Source organism: Rhodococcus chondri, assembly GCF_036327435.1.
GTDB lineage: Bacteria > Actinomycetota > Actinomycetes > Mycobacteriales > Mycobacteriaceae > Rhodococcus > Rhodococcus chondri.
Window position 1 is genome coordinate 1 of the sequence record NZ_JAUZMZ010000125.1, and the last position, 14373, is coordinate 14373.

The 14373-nt window shown below is 65.1% G+C and carries 12 protein-coding genes; 8 read left to right on the forward strand and 4 right to left on the reverse strand.

The genetic code is table 11. From position 1 onward, the window contains the following. Positions 1-90: 90 nt before the first annotated feature. The 7 genes from Q8814_RS18970 to Q8814_RS19000 all read left to right on the forward strand — a co-directional run bounded on the left by Q8814_RS18970 (position 91) and on the right by Q8814_RS19000 (position 8528). Positions 91-1239: a steroid 3-ketoacyl-CoA thiolase gene (locus tag Q8814_RS18970; protein WP_330153542.1), complete on the forward strand. Its 1149-nt coding sequence runs from the start codon at positions 91-93 to the stop codon at positions 1237-1239. A gap of 69 nt (positions 1240-1308) precedes the next feature. Further along, positions 1309-2967 carry a class I adenylate-forming enzyme family protein gene (locus Q8814_RS18975; RefSeq protein WP_330153543.1) on the forward strand — a complete coding sequence of 553 codons (1659 nt, stop codon included), beginning with the start codon at positions 1309-1311 and terminating at the stop codon, positions 2965-2967. A 476-nt stretch (positions 2968-3443) separates the two neighbouring features. Next, positions 3444-4775, forward strand: coding sequence for an ABC transporter substrate-binding protein (locus tag Q8814_RS18980; protein WP_330153544.1), 1332 nt, complete (start codon positions 3444-3446; stop codon positions 4773-4775). Positions 4776-4821: 46 nt separating this feature from the next. Further along, positions 4822-5763: an ABC transporter permease gene (locus tag Q8814_RS18985; protein ID WP_330153545.1), complete on the forward strand. Its 942-nt coding sequence runs from the start codon at positions 4822-4824 to the stop codon at positions 5761-5763. After that, positions 5760-6647, forward strand: coding sequence for an ABC transporter permease (locus Q8814_RS18990; RefSeq protein ID WP_330153546.1), 888 nt, complete (start codon positions 5760-5762; stop codon positions 6645-6647). Before Q8814_RS18985 ends, Q8814_RS18990 begins: the two co-directional genes overlap by 4 nt. Continuing rightward, complete coding sequence (locus Q8814_RS18995) at positions 6634-7689, forward strand: ABC transporter ATP-binding protein (protein ID WP_330153547.1); 1056 nt, start codon at positions 6634-6636, stop codon at positions 7687-7689. Before Q8814_RS18990 ends, Q8814_RS18995 begins: the two co-directional genes overlap by 14 nt. Next, positions 7686-8528 carry an ATP-binding cassette domain-containing protein gene (locus tag Q8814_RS19000; RefSeq protein WP_330153548.1) on the forward strand — a complete coding sequence of 281 codons (843 nt, stop codon included), beginning with the start codon at positions 7686-7688 and terminating at the stop codon, positions 8526-8528. Before Q8814_RS18995 ends, Q8814_RS19000 begins: the two co-directional genes overlap by 4 nt. Positions 8529-8546: 18 nt before the next feature. On the opposite strand, the gene Q8814_RS19005 is transcribed toward Q8814_RS19000, so the two are convergent. Genes Q8814_RS19005 through Q8814_RS19015 form a run of 3 tightly spaced genes read right to left on the reverse strand, consistent with a single transcriptional unit; the run spans position 8547 to position 11857 of the window. After that, the gene (locus Q8814_RS19005; protein ID WP_330153549.1) at positions 8547-9449 is read right to left on the reverse strand and encodes an alpha/beta hydrolase; all 903 of its coding nucleotides are present in this window, start codon (positions 9447-9449) and stop codon (positions 8547-8549) included. Positions 9450-9458: 9 nt separating this feature from the next. Beyond that, positions 9459-10286, reverse strand: a complete 828-nt coding sequence (locus Q8814_RS19010) for an SDR family NAD(P)-dependent oxidoreductase (RefSeq protein WP_330153550.1) — start codon at positions 10284-10286, stop codon at positions 9459-9461. Continuing rightward, entirely contained in the window at positions 10283-11857 is a 1575-nt protein-coding gene (locus Q8814_RS19015; RefSeq protein WP_330153551.1) for a flavin-containing monooxygenase, read from the reverse strand. The genes Q8814_RS19010 and Q8814_RS19015 overlap by 4 nt, the downstream gene beginning before the upstream one ends. Positions 11858-11928: 71 nt before the next feature. Here Q8814_RS19015 and Q8814_RS19020 point away from each other — a divergent pair, with 71 nt between their 5' ends. Continuing rightward, the gene (locus tag Q8814_RS19020; RefSeq protein WP_330153552.1) at positions 11929-12624 is read left to right on the forward strand and encodes a TetR/AcrR family transcriptional regulator; all 696 of its coding nucleotides are present in this window, start codon (positions 11929-11931) and stop codon (positions 12622-12624) included. On the opposite strand, the gene Q8814_RS19025 is transcribed toward Q8814_RS19020, so the two are convergent. After that, complete coding sequence (locus Q8814_RS19025; protein ID WP_330153553.1) at positions 12581-14347, reverse strand: thiamine pyrophosphate-requiring protein; 1767 nt, start codon at positions 14345-14347, stop codon at positions 12581-12583. The genes Q8814_RS19020 and Q8814_RS19025 overlap by 44 nt on opposite strands. Between the last annotated feature and the right edge of the window lie 26 nt (positions 14348-14373).

A 14373-nucleotide genomic window follows, 5' to 3' on the forward strand; every position in this document is an offset into this window, starting at 1 on the left:
ATTCGAGCACAAACCAACAAATCAGTTGGTTGGTGCACTGGATTCACGGAGCCTTCGCAAACGGGCGTCCAGGACTGCGAGGAGGGTTCAATGGGCGATCCGGTGATCGTTGATGCCGCGAGGTCACCGAGTGGCCGCCGGGGTGGTTGGCTCGCAGGCCTTCACGCCGCGGAACTGCTCGGTGCGGTGCAATCCGGGTTGCTCGAACGATTGCAATTGGACGCGAACATCGTCGAGCAGGTGATCGGCGGCTGCGTGACCCAGGCCGGCGAGCAGGCGTCCAACATCAGCCGCAACGCCTGGCTCCACGCGGGACTGCCCGAGAGCACCGGTGTGACGACCATCGACGCTCAGTGCGGCTCGGGACAACAATCGGTTCATCTGATCGCTGCCCAGATCGCAGCTGGTGTCATCGATGTAGGCGTCGCCTGCGGCGTCGAGGCCATGTCGCGGGTTCCGTTGCTCTCCAACATCTCCGGTGAAGTCGGCAGCCCCAAACCTGCAGACTGGACGGTCGACATCCCGACACAGTTCGTCGGGGCAGACCGGATCGCGCGGCGGCGCGGCTTCACCCGAGAGGATCTCGACGCATTCGGCCTCCGCTCGCAGCAGAAGGCGGCCGAGGCATGGGCGCACGGGCGGTTCGACCGGCAGATCATCCCGATCGAGATTCCCGGCGTCGACGGGAAGGGCCCGACAGTCGTCTCCATCGACCAAGGGCTGCGCGAGACCTCCATCGAGGCGCTCGCCGCGTTGAAACCCGTACTCGACGACGGGCTGCACACTGCAGGCACCTCGTCGCAGCTCTCCGACGGTGCGGCTGCCGCGGTTCTCATGGATGAGGGCGTAGCGCGGGGACTGGGACTACGGCCTCGGGCACGGATCGTCGCACAGTGCCTGATCGGCGCGGAGACGCGTTTCCTGCTCGACGGTCCCGTCCAGGCCGTGGAGTACCTGCTCGAGCGAACCGGCATGACCGTCGGCGATATCGACCTCTTCGAGGTCAACGAAGCATTCGCCTCCGTCCCGATGTCGATGGCCCGCGCGCACGGGGTCGACGAGGACCGACTCAATGTCAATGGCGGAGCGATCGCGCTGGGCCACCCCGTCGGGTCGTCCGGCGTGCGCTTGATCGCCGCAGCAATCGACGAACTGGAGCGCCGCGACGCCGAATACGCGCTTGTCGCCGTGTGTGCCGGCGGTGCCATGGCCACTGGAGCTGTCGTCCAAAGGATATGAGTGTCGGTGCAGCCCGTTCGGTCGCCATCACTTCGGAGTTCGTCCAGATTTTCCGCGAAAGGTGCAAAGATGCCCGACCCAGTCCGCATCGAAGATCCACGCGCGACGGCTGTTGCCGCGCTGACCGCCCCGGGTGCGGACTTCGAAATCGTCGAGGAGACGGTACGCGGTGCCTCGATGTCGGTCTTCCGCAACCGTTATCGCTCGCTGAACCGGGTGCTCGTCGAGTCGGCGTGCCATGGCGACGCCGAGTACCTGGTATGCGACGACCTGCGCCTGACCTTCGTCGAGCATTTGGATCGGGTCGCCTCGCTCAGCCACGAGTTGCAGTCGCGATTCGGTGTGGGCAAGGGCGACCGCGTAGCGATCTTGTCGGCGAACAATGCCGAGTGGATCATGACGTTCTGGGCGGCTACAGCGCTCGGTGCCGTCACGGTCGGCATGAATTCGCACTGGTCGGCACGTGAAATATCTTATGGTCTCGAGCTGTCCGATCCGAAGTTGATCGTGGCCGATGCGCCCCGCCGAGCGCTGCTCGGCACAGTCGATGTGCCGGTTCTCGCCGTCGAGGACGACATCGTGCGTCTGTCGCAGTCCCGCCGGGGTGCGGCCCTGTCTCCGGTGACTGTGGACGAGGACGATCCCGCGATCATCCTGTTCACCAGCGGAACCACGGGGCAACCCAAGGGCGCTACCCACTCTCACCGGAACGTGCTCGCCGCGGTCGACTTCCACCGATTCAACGACGCCCTTGCGACCGAACTCGGTAGCGCACCATCCGGTCGGCGATTTCTGCTCGTCACACCGCTGTTCCACATTGCGGCGCTGCACAATCTGGCGGTTCCGCGGCTGGCTTTCGGCGACACCGCGGTGATCGGTACGGGACGATTCGACATCGACAATGTGTTGCGGCTCGTCGAGCGTGAACGCGTCACCAACTGGGGTGCCGTCCCGACCATGGTGAGCCGGCTGGTCGAGCACCGCGGTCTCTCGCGCTACGATCTGTCGTCGTTGCAGACGATTTCAGTGAACTCGGCACCATCGTCACTCGCGCTCGAGGACAAGCTTCGACAGGTTCTGCCGAAGGCGGGCAGTTCACTCGGTACCACGTACGGGCTGACCGAATCATCTTCGGCGGCAACAGTTGCGACCGCGTCGGATCTCGCGGAGAGGCCGGATACGGTCGGTAGACCGGTGCCGACGATGGACGTCGAGATACGGGACGAATTCGGACGACGTGTGCCCGACGGGATCGAAGGGGAAGTCTGCCTTCGAGGACCCCTGGTGATGATCGGATACTGGAACAATCCGGAGGCTACCGCGGCGTCGATCGCCGAGGACGGCTGGATGCGCACCGGCGACCTCGGTGTGCTCGACGACGGTTACCTGCGGATCAGTAGCCGTCGATCCGATCTGATTCTGCGCGGCGGCGAGAACGTGTATCCGGTCGAGGTCGAGAACATTCTGTGCGAGCACCCCTCCGTGCGCGAGTGCGTCGTGATCGGGACGCCGCATGCGGATCTCGGCGAAGAGGTGTGTGCCGTCGTGGTGGTGAAGGACGACGATGCGATTGCCGAAGAGGAGCTTCGGACATACGTCTCCGAACGTATCGCGCGGTACAAGGTGCCGAGCCGATGGGTGGTCACAACGAGTGAACTCACCCGCAACGCGACCGGGAAGGTCAAGCGCCAGGACGTAATTCTCGAGTATGCGATCGGGACGAGATAGGGGCAAGGGATGAAGTGATTCGGTTGCCGTGTCGGATCACGGCAGCGAGCCGAGCGCTCGACCGAACGTCGTAACAGCGAATCCGGGCCGTAGTCCGGAAGTCACATCACAGCAGCGAGCCGCCCGCCTCGATCGACAGGTGGGGTGAACGGTTCGCCCATATTTCAGAGCGCCGGGTCGTGAACCGGAATCCGGCGCAGGTCTGATTGCGTATCTCCAGGAGGGCACGAATGAAGGACAAGTGAATTCGTACGGCAAGGGGCTTGGCGCTGACCGCGGCTGCCACAGTGGTTCTCGCAGGATGTGGAGGAGGTGCGGCGTCCACCACGGCGGGTGGCGCTTCATCGTCCGGTGAGCTCGACTCGTCCGCGATTCTGCGGATCGTGGCGAGTGCGCCCACCCGAAATCTCGATCCCTACCTGTAGACCAGTTATGGCGGATGGGGTTACCTGACACCGGTATTCGATCGGCTTACGGTGGTGGACGCGAACGGTGACCTCGAACCGGGTCTGGCCGAGTCGTGGGAGTTCGCTCCGGATGGTTCATACCTCGAACTGGCGCTGCGCCGGAACGTGACGTTCCACGACGGTGCGCCGTTCGATGCGGCTGCAGTGGCCGCGAACATCCAGCGGGGCAAGACAATGGAGGGCAGCACCGTTGTCGCCGCACTGAAGGATATCTCGAACGTCGAAATCGTCGACGATCACACGGTGCGTCTGCAACTTGCTCCCGGTACCGGTGTGGAGTTGTTCGGGGTGTTCAGCACCAACGTCGGAATGATGGTCAGTCCACGCGCCGTCGAAACAGGTGCGGACCTGCGGAACAACCCGGGTGACAGCGGAACCGGCGCGTACCTGGTCAAGTCCTACGTGCCCGAGGAGTCGGTGTCGCTGACACGGGCGGAGGGCGACAACTGGGACCCGGAGGCCGGCAAGGTTGCAGCCATCGAATTCGAGGCGATCTCGGATGCCAGCACGCGCCTCAACGGACTCAAGACCGGGGCTGCGGACCTGAGTTGGGTGAGCTCCGCCAACGAAATCGTGGAGGCGCAATCGCTCGCGGACAGTGGCGCCATGACGGTCACCGAAGTGCCGTTCCGCAACGTCCTCGGTCTGTATATGCGTGCACAGGGGGACCTCGCAAAACCCGAGATCCGGCAGGCCGTGGCGTCGGCGATCGACCCCGCCACCATCGGCGCACTGTTCTCCGACACGTGCAGCCCGAACCGTCAGCTCTACCCAGAGGGCAGCTGGTCTGCGGACGAATCATACCGCTACCCTTATGAATTCGACGTCGACAAGGCGCGATCGCTCGTCCAGGCGGCCGGTGGCGCCAAGATTACGCTGACGTATGCGGCGAGCGGCAACACGGAGAAGCCGGCGAACGTCATCCAGTCGGCGCTCTCGGCAGTCGGTATCGAAGCCGAGCTCAATCCGGTGCCGAACACACAGAACGAACCGCGGTACGTCGCGGGTGACTTCCAGTCGATGGTGGCCAACAGCTTCAGTCCCAAGGTCGACCCGGCCGAGACCGTGAACACCTTCGTGCTCGGTGCCTACGATCTGGGGAACGGCAATCCGCAGATCGCGGAGCTCGCAGCAGAGGCCGCGAACCCGACGCTGTCACAGGACGAGCGGACGCCCCTCTACCACCGGATCTGGGACCTGACGCTGGAGGAGGCGATGTTCGTCCCGATCTGCAACCAGACGAACGCCACCATCTCGCACGGCAAGGTTGTCGGTGCCGACAGCATGCCGTGGGTCAATCTCGGCATCTTCGATGTCCGCCACGTGGGAATGACCAAGTAGTAGCCGTCAAGATACCGAAACTCCGAAACTTGCTGAGGGGCAGAAGATGCTGCGCTATGCCGGGCGGCGGTTACTCGCGGCGATTCCGCTGCTGTTGATCGTACCGCTGTTGATATTCCTGTTGATCGATCTTGCTCCGGGCGATCCGGCGGTGATTCTCGCAGGAGAGGATCCGACGCCGGAGCGTCTCGAACAGTTGAGAGCGACGCTGGGGCTGGACCAGAACGTTTTCGTGCGCTATCTCGACTGGGTGGCTTCGGCGTTGCGCGGCGACCTCGGGGTCTCGCTGCTCTCTGATCAGTCGGTGGTCGAGCTGTTGTCCCGGCGCGCGGCGACGACGTTGTCGCTGGTGGTGTTCGCGATGGTGCTGGCCGTCGTGATCGGCGTGCTCCTCGGTGTGCTGGGATCGTTGCGCCCGGGTGGGCTGATCGATCGCGGCATCAATGTGGTTGCATCGGTCGCTATCGCGATCCCGGCCTTCTGGTTCGGCTTGGTACTGGTGTCGCTGTTCGCAGTGTCGAATCAGATCTTCCCCGCTTTCGGGTACGCGCCGCTGTCGGACGGTTTCGTTCCGTGGTTCCAGCACCTGGTGCTTCCGGGCGTCGCCTTGGCTCTGTTGCCGGCGGCGGAGGTGACGGTGCAGTTGCGTTCTGCACTCGGGCAGGTCATGGATAGCGACTACATCCTCAACGCCAAAGCACGCGGACTCGGACAAGCGAGTGTCGTCTTCAAACACGGACTGAAGAATGCGTGCATCCCGGTTGTGACGGTGCTCGGATTCCGGGTTGCGGAGGTCCTCGGTGGGGCGGTGACAATCGAGATCATCTACAGCATGCCCGGGATGGGGAGCCTTGCAGTCAACAGCGTCCAGAACCACGATGTCCCGGTCCTGCTCGGCTTTGTCCTGTTCACCACGTGTGTGGTGGTGATCGTCAATCTGCTGGTCGACATCTCGTACGGCTACTTCAACCCGAAGGTGCGCGCATGACCACGACACTTCCGACGACGTCAGGCGTCGCTGCGGGGCCCGGTGTCCCTGCCCGGTTACTGGGTTTCGTCCGACGGCGTCCGGTCACGGTGACGGCCGGGGCGTTCGTGTTGCTGCTGGTCGTGATGGCGATCTTTGCGCCCCTACTCGCGCCGTACGATCCGTACGCACAGAACGTGGTCGAACGCCTGCAGGAGCCGTCGTCGGCACGATGGCTGGGCACAGATGACTACGGCCGGGATGTGCTGAGTCGCCTGATCTACGGTGCACGCATCTCGCTGATGGCGTCGTTGCAGGCCGTGGCGGTGGCATTGCTGCTGGGGCTGCCGTTGGGTGTGATCGCCGGATACCGGGGAAGCTGGGTGGACGCTGCGTCGACGCGGATCATGGATGCGTTGATGAGTGCTCCTTCGCTGGTGCTGGCGATCACGATCGTCGCGGTCCTCGGTTCCGGGATCACGAATGCGATGCTCGCCGTCGGTCTGGTGATGTCGCCGCGATTCTTCCGGGTGGCGCGGGCATCGACGATGGATGTGCGCGGGGACACCTACATCGAGGCGTCGGTTGCCCTGGGCTGCAAACCGTCCCGGACGATCATTCGCCATATCCTGCCGAACGTGATGCCGCCGATCGTGCTCGTCATGTCGGTGTCGCTCGGCACCGCTGTCGCGGCAGAGGCGAGTTTGAGCTTCCTCGGCCTCGGTGCCACACCGCCGGCCGCCAGTTGGGGAGCGATGCTCAGTACGGCGGCGTCGAACATGCAGATGGCACCGTATCTGGTTTGGCCTCCGGGCGTGATGATCTTCCTGACCGTGCTGGCGTTCACATATCTCGGTGACGGCGTCCGACGGGCACTGACAAGGAGTCGCAATGGCAGCAACTGACACCCTCGTCCGTCCGGACGGAGCATCGAACGAAGCGGTCGCTCCGCTCCTGCGGGTGCGAGATCTGACAGTGCAGTTCCGTGCAGGACGCAAGGACTGGGTCACCGCTGTCCAAGACGTCTCGTTCGACGTCGCAGCCGGTGAATCCGTCGCGCTGGTTGGCGAATCGGGATCCGGCAAGACGGTGTCCTCGCTCGCGGTGATGGGGCTGACCCAGGACATCGGCGGCCGGATTGCGAACGGCAACATCGAGTTCGACGGGCGTGACCTGACCGGACTGCCGGTCCAGGAATGGCGCAAGCTTCGCGGGACAGGTATGGGAATGATTTTTCAGCAACCCATCCGCAGCCTCAACCCCGCTTATACGGTGGGCGACCAGATCGCCGAATCGGTTCGCAAGCATCTCGGTCTCGACCGCAAGGCCGCAATGGCGCGGGCGGTAGAAATGCTCGAACTGGTGCAGATTCCGCGCGCCGCGGACCGGGTGCGGGAGTATCCGCACGCGTTCAGCGGCGGCATGTGCCAGCGCGTGATGATTGCGATGGTCATGGCGTGCAATCCGAGACTGTTGATCGCGGACGAACCGACCACCGCCCTCGATGTCACTGTCCAAGAGACGATTCTGCAGTTGCTGCGGGATCTGCAGGAGCAAACCGGGGTTGCGTTGCTCTTTGTCACCCACGACCTGGCGGTGGTCGCCGAACTGTGCCGGCGGGTCGTGGTGATGTACGCGGGGGAGGTGATCGAGGACGGCCGCGTCGACGAGGTGTTCTTCACTCCGCAGCACCCGTACACGTCGGGTCTGCTTGCGTCGATCCCCCGTCCGGGACTCATCGCCGACCGGCGTTTGACGGCGATCCCGGGTCGTATCCCGGCGCCAGGCGAGTGGCCGGCGGGTTGTCACTTCAATGACCGCTGCACGCATGCCCGGTCCGGGTTGTGTGACGAGGCGCATCCGGAGTTGGCGGACACCGGACCCGGTGGACGGGTGCGGTGCGCGCGGGTGAACGATCTGCAACTGCAAGGAGTGATCGCACGATGAGCCTGCTCGAGGTAGCGAACCTGTCGAAGTCGTTTTCCACCCGGCGTGACTTCCTCGGCCGGCGTACCGGATGGACCCACGCCGTCCACGACGTGTCGTTCACCCTCGATGCCGGTGAATGCCTGGCGGTGGTGGGTGAATCCGGGGCGGGCAAATCCACCGTCGGCAGAATGGTGTTGCGCCTGATCGAGCCGGACTCGGGGACGGTAACTTTCGATGGCGAGAATGTCCTGTCGGCGAAACCGCACCGGCTGCGCGAGATGCGCCGCGCCATGCAGATGATTTTTCAGGATCCACACAGTTCGCTGGACCCGCGGATGACCGTTGCCGACGCGGTGACCGAACCGTTGATCGTGCACACCGACCTCGACCGCACAGCACGTCAGCGGCGGGCGGGCGAGTTGCTCGACAAGGTCGGTATCGGACCTCGCTATCTGGGCCGCTACCCGGCCGAGCTGTCCGGGGGGCAACTCCAGCGAGTCGCGATCGCTCGTGCCCTGACCTTGGATCCGAAGATGATCGTATGCGACGAACCGGTTGCGGCATTGGATGTCTCGGTGCGTGCTCAAGTGCTCAACCTGTTGCGTGATCTGCAGGAAGAACTCGGTCTGGCATACCTGTTCGTCTGCCACGACCTCGCCCTGATCGAGGTCATCGCGGATCGTGTCCTGGTCATGAAGTCGGGTGAAGTCGTCGAAACTGGGTTCACCACACAGATTTACAGTGATCCGGAGGAAGATTACACCCGTGCGCTGCTGGCCGCGATCCCCGACCCGATCCCGAGGTCGCGAGTATTCCGTGCGAGTTCGTTGTCGTCCCCGACGAGGTCGCCGGGATAACTTCCGGTTCCAACCCTTTCAGGGCAGTACGTCGGCCGCGTGTGAGCGAAGGAAGGCGCCGAAGTCGACCACGGCTTCCCGCGCCTCCCGCACGAGCGACGCCTGCAGCCCGGCGACGTGCCACAGTTCCGGCTGTTCGACGAGTGTGAGGTCGACGCCGGCGTCGCGCAGCCTGCGCGCGAACTCCAGGATCTGTGGGTAGAGCACCTCGGTGGTGCCCACCTGGATCAGGGTGGGGGGAAGCCCGGACAGGTCGCCGTGCAGGGGAGCGTAGCCGGGATCGGTGGGGTCACCGTCGCCCAGATAGGCCTTTGCGGAGGCGAAGACCCACGCCGTGTTGATGACGACATCGCGGTCGAACGGAACCGTGCGCGACCCCGGGTCCGTCCACGGCGACAGCAGCCCCAGCGCGGCGGGGGTGACGCCGTGCCGGTCGATGAGCCTGCGTGCGGTGGCCACGGTCAATCCGCCGCCGGCCGAATCCCCGGCGATGGGGGTGCGCGCGGCGTCCACTCCGTGCTCGGTGATCAGCTCGAGGTAGGCGCCGACCGCGTCGTCCAGCGCTGCCGGGTACGGATGCTCCGGTGCGAGACGGTAATCGAGCGTGTACACCACCGACTGTGTGGCAGCGGCCAGATACGCGACGAGGGAGCGGTGGGTAGCGGGGGAGGCGCAGGTGTATGCGCCGCCGTGCAGGTACAGCAGCGCGGTGGGGCGCTCGGTGGCGCCGACGGTGACCCGCTCGGCGGGTCGGCCTGCCAGTTCGGTCCGCTGCACCACCGTGCCGCGCGGCAGGGTCTGGATCGGGGCGGCCAGTTCGAGCAGTCGCCGCTGCAGCGGATACGGCAGCCGGGCATTGAGCGTGAGCCGGTACAACGGGCGCAGCGTTGCGCGCACGAGAGGCAGCGGAAGCTGTGGCATCGGCGCAGCCTATCCCTTGGGCATGATGCGGCCGGCGATCGTCGCGACGACACGCTGGTAGGACGGACCGATGACCCTGACCCACGCGTCGAGCAGTTTCGCGTCCGCGCCGACGAGCACGCGGGCGTCGTTCTTCCGCACACCCGAGAGGATCGCCTTCGCTGCGTCCTCGGGTGAGGTGCGGGCGAGTTTGCTGTCGAAGAATTGTGCGAAGCCGACCTGGTCGTCGCCTTCGGGTACCACCGCGTTGCGTGCGATCGCGGTTTTGATGCCGCCGGGGTGCACGCATGTGACCTTCACCGGGTGCTTCGCGATGAGCATTTCCTGGCGAAGCGACTCGGTGAACCCGCGTACCGCGAATTTCGCTGCGTTGTAGGCGGTCTGGCCCGGGATGCCGAGGAGGCCGAACAGGCTCGACACGTTGATCAGATGTCCGTCACCGGACGCGATGAGGTGCGGCAGGAATGCTTTGGTGCCGTTGACGACTCCCCAGAAGTCGACGTCCATGATGCGCTCGATGTCCTTGAACTCGGTGCGCTCGAACTCGCCGTGGTAGGCGATACCGGCGTTGTTGTACACCTGATTGACTGTGCCGAAGTGCTCGGCCACCGCCTCAGCGTATTCGAACACCTTCTCGCGCTGGGTGACGTCGAGGTGGTCGGATTTGACCTCGGCGCCGAGCTCGCGTGCCCGTCGGGCGGTTTCCTCGAGGCCCACGGTATCGACATCGGAGAGGGCCAGCTTCGCGCCCTGCCGTGCGAGTTCGAGTGCCAACGCACGGCCGATGCCGGATCCGGCGCCGGTGATGACGGCGACCTTGCCTGTGAATGCGCTCATTTCACTGCTGCTTTCCGGGAGGTGTGCTTCGGGGTGGGCGTGGGCGTTTCGGTCGACGTTACCGCCGGCAGATCGGCAGTTGCGACGCTGCGGTATGCCTCGAGGTCGAATTGCTTGGTGATGCGGCGGAATTCGAACGTGAATCCGGGCCAGAGGGTGGTGTTGTTGCCGTGTTTGTCGAGGTACCAGCTCGCGCAACCACCGTTGTTCCAGACGCTGGACTTCAATGCGTCCTGCAGGTCGCGGTTGTACCGGTCCTGGACATCGTCCCGCACCTCGACGGTCCCGAGGTGGTGGCGGTCGATCGTGCGGATCGCGTCGACGACGTAGTTGAGTTGCGACTCGATCATGTACACCATCGACGTGTGGCCCAGGCCGGTGTTGGGGCCGACGAGGAAGAACAGGTTCGGGAATCCGGCGACCGTCGTGCCCTTGTAACCCTGCATCCCGGTTTCGTCGAACACCTCGGCCAGTGAACGGCCGTCCTTGCCGAAGATGCCGGCGAACATCGGTGAGTCGGTGACGTGGAAGCCGGTGGCGACCACGATGGCGTCGACCTCACGGACGGTGCCGTCCCTCGTGACGATGCCGTTCGCGGTGACCTCGACGATTCCGTCGGTGACCAGGTCGACGTCCGGCCGGTCGAGGGCGGGGTAGTAGTTGTTGGAGATCAGCATGCGTTTGCAACCGATCTGGAAGTTCGGGGTGACCTTGCGGCGCAGCTGACGGTCGGAGATGCCCCGGCGGATCTGCACGCGGGCCGCGATTTCGAGCGGCTTCATGAACGCCGGTGCCTTCGCCAGGCCCACCACCTGCGTTTCGCGCATCAGGTACTGCAGGGCACGCGACAGCCGCTGGAAGCCGGGGACGTGCCGGAACGCGAACTTTTCGGCCCCGGTGTATTCGCGGTCGGCGCGGGGGAGGATCCACGGCGCGGTGCGCTGATAGACGTCGAGATGCGCGACCTGGTCTGCGATCGCCGGCACGATCTGGATCGCGGAGGCGCCGGTGCCGATCACGGCGACCCGCTTGCCGGTGAGGTCGGCCTCGTGGTTCCAGCGCGCGGAGTGGAAGATCTCGCCCTGGAAATCCTCGATGCCTGCGATCTCGGGCAGGGCCGGCTCGCACAGCGCGCCGACCGCCGACACGACGTGCTTCGCGCTGTAGCTGCCGCGGGTGGTCGTCACGTCCCACCGGTGCGTGTCGCTGTTCCAGCGCGCGGCTTCCACGTCGCATCCGAACACGGTGCGGCGTCGCACGTCGTACTTGTCGGCGACCGAGGCGATGTATGCCTGGATCTCCGGTTGCGGGGAGAACGAGCGGGTCCAGCCCGGATTGAGCGCGAACGAGTACGAGTACAGGTTCGACGGCACGTCGCACGCGGCACCCGGGTAGGTGTTGTCGCGCCAGGTGCCGCCCACCTCGTCGGCCCGTTCGAGCACGAGGAAGTCCTTGCCTGCCTGGGCGAGTTTGATCGCGGCGCCGAGTCCGGCGAACCCGCTGCCGATGATCAGCGTCTCGATCTGGCGGGTGCTCGCACCGACGGAGGTGTCTGTAACCGGAAGACTCATGTAAATGAGCGTAGGCCCTTGTTGAGGCATGGTCAATAGGTTGTTGACGGGCATTCAGTAAGAGTGTTTGCATGGAGATCGTGAACGCCCACAACCGGAAGGATCGCACCGGACCCGAGGCCGGGGCCCGGCGTACCCGACTGAGTCCCCAGCAGCGGCGCGCACAACTCATCGATCTCGGCGTGCAGATGCTCGCCGGACGCCCACTGGACCAGATCTCCGTCGAGGACATCGCAGACCGGGCCGGGGTCTCGCGCGGCCTGCTGTTCCACTACTTCGCGTCCAAGCACGACTTCCACGTCGCCGTCGTGCGACACATCAGTCGGGACATGCTCGACCGCACCGCCCCCGACGAGAGCCTCGAACCGTTCGAGATGCTGCGCGGCACCCTCGTCGCCTACGTCGACTACGTCACCGACCGCCGCGACACGTACGTATCGATGCTGCGCGGCGCCACGAGCGCCCACCCCGACATGCGGGCGGTGTTCGAGCAGACGCGCAGCGAGATGGTCGAGCGGACCGTCGCGCACATACCGAGCATCGGCATCGACCCGGGCCCCGCCGTCCGGCTCGCGGTACGCGGGTGGGTGGCCTTCGTCGAGGACATCACCATCGCCTGGCTGCACGATCCGGCTCTGACCCGAGAGGAGTTCGTCGAACTCGCGGTCGCTGCGCTGCCGGCCGTCGTGGCCGCCGCGCACGGCATCGCGACACACGGTGATCTCACCGGTTTCGGCGTGGGAGCAACTCCTGCAGCTTCGTCTTGACGCCCTGCTTGACGAACCCCCAGCTGTCCTTGTCGCCCGCGACAACGGATTTCGTGACGTCGACGAACTGCTCCCAGGTTGCGTGCGGAGGAATCGGGGGCATATCCGGATCGGTGTACACGTCGAGCACCGTGGGCCGATCGGCGGCCAGGGCCCGGTCCCATGCGTCGCCGAGTTTCTCCGCGTCGGTGATCCTTTCCGCCGCCAGGCCGAGTCCCGCCGCGAACCCCGCATAGTCCACATCCGGAAGCGACTGGGATTCCTCGAATTTCGGCGCGCCGCCCATCGCGCGCATCTCCCACGTGACCTGGTTGAGGTCGTTGTTGTGGATGATCGCGACGATCAGACGGGGATCGGTCCACTGCTGCCAATACCGTTGCACCGTGATCAGTTCGGCCAGTCCGTTCATCTGCATGGCACCGTCGCCGGCGAACGCGATCACCGGGCGCTCCGGAACGCCGAACTTCGCGCCGATCCCGTACGGCACCGCCGGCCCCATCGTCGCGAGCGTCCCGGACAGTGAACCACGCATGTTGCCGCGGAATTTCAATTGCCGCGCATACCAATTCGCGGCCGAACCCGAGTCGGCCGTGACAATCGCATCGATGGGCAGGCGTGACGACAATTCGGAGAACAGGCGCAGCGGATTGATCGGATCGGATTCCACCTGCGCCTGCATCTGCATCGTGTCCCACCACCGCGCCACGTTCGCCTCGATCTCCTCACGCCAGGACCGGTCCGATTTGCGCTCGAGCATCGGGATCAGCGCCGTGAGCGCGGCGGCCGCGTCGGAGACGAGATTGACCTCGTTCGGGTACCGCATCCCGATGTACTCGGCATCGATATCGATCTGCACGCCGCGCGCCTGCCCGTACTCGGGCAGGAACTGGCTGTACGGGAAACTCGACCCGACGATGAGCAGCGTGTCGCATCCCGTCATCAGCTCGTAGGAGGGACGAGTGCCGAGCAACCCGATCGATCCCGTCACCCACGGCAGGTCGTCGGACAGTACGTCCTTGCCGAGCAGGGCCTTCGCGGCCCCGGCGCCCAAAAGGTCGGCCACCTCGACCAGCTGGTCGCGGGCATCGCGGGCGCCCGCACCGACGAGCATCGCGACCTTGTTCCCGGCGTTGAGAATGTCGGCGGCGCGGCGAACCGCGTCGTCGTCCGGCGCGATCCGGGGCCGGTCCAAGCCCAAGCTGGACGGCACCATCTTGAATTCGTGCGCCGGCGGGGTGTACTCCAGTTCCTGAACATCGCCGTGGATGATGATCGCGGTCGGCGCACGCTCGGCGACCGCGATCCGCATGGCTCGGTCCAGCACGTTCGGCAGTTGCTCGGGCACCGTGACGACCTGGACGTAAGCGGACGCGACGTCCTTGTACAGGCTCAGCAGGTCCACCTCCTGCTGGTACGAGCCACCCATCGCGGTGCGGTCCGTCTGACCGACGATCGCGACAACGGGAACGTGGTCGAGCTTCGCGTCGTAGAGGCCGTTGAGCAGGTGGATCGCGCCGGGTCCCGACGTCGCCATGCACACCCCGGGCCGGCCCGTGAACTTCGCGTAGCCCACCGCCTCGAACGCGCTCATCTCCTCGTGCCGCGACTGCACGAAGGCAGGCTTGTTGCCGGTGCGGGTCCACGCGGCGAGGATGCCGTTGATGCCGTCCCCGGGATAGCCGAAGACGTGGTCGACACCCCAGTCGCGGAGTCGTTCGAGCAGGAAGTCTGCGACGGTGCGGTCGGCCA

Bases quoted from the DNA above. Each gene is read 5' to 3' on its own strand.
- Q8814_RS18970 (WP_330153542.1), top strand. From the start codon at position 91: ATGGGCGATCCGGTGATCGTTGATGCCGCGAGGTCACCGAGTGGCCGC.
- Q8814_RS18975 (WP_330153543.1), top strand. From the start codon at position 1,309: ATGCCCGACCCAGTCCGCATCGAAGATCCACGCGCGACGGCTGTTGCC.
- Q8814_RS18985 (WP_330153545.1), top strand. From the start codon at position 4,822: ATGCTGCGCTATGCCGGGCGGCGGTTACTCGCGGCGATTCCGCTGCTG.
- Q8814_RS18990 (WP_330153546.1), top strand. From the start codon at position 5,760: ATGACCACGACACTTCCGACGACGTCAGGCGTCGCTGCGGGGCCCGGT.
- Q8814_RS18995 (WP_330153547.1), top strand. From the start codon at position 6,634: ATGGCAGCAACTGACACCCTCGTCCGTCCGGACGGAGCATCGAACGAA.
- Q8814_RS19000 (WP_330153548.1), top strand. From the start codon at position 7,686: ATGAGCCTGCTCGAGGTAGCGAACCTGTCGAAGTCGTTTTCCACCCGG.
- Q8814_RS19005 (WP_330153549.1), bottom strand. From the start codon at position 9,449: ATGCCACAGCTTCCGCTGCCTCTCGTGCGCGCAACGCTGCGCCCGTTG.
- Q8814_RS19010 (WP_330153550.1), bottom strand. From the start codon at position 10,286: ATGAGCGCATTCACAGGCAAGGTCGCCGTCATCACCGGCGCCGGATCC.
- Q8814_RS19015 (WP_330153551.1), bottom strand. From the start codon at position 11,857: ATGAGTCTTCCGGTTACAGACACCTCCGTCGGTGCGAGCACCCGCCAG.
- Q8814_RS19020 (WP_330153552.1), top strand. From the start codon at position 11,929: ATGGAGATCGTGAACGCCCACAACCGGAAGGATCGCACCGGACCCGAG.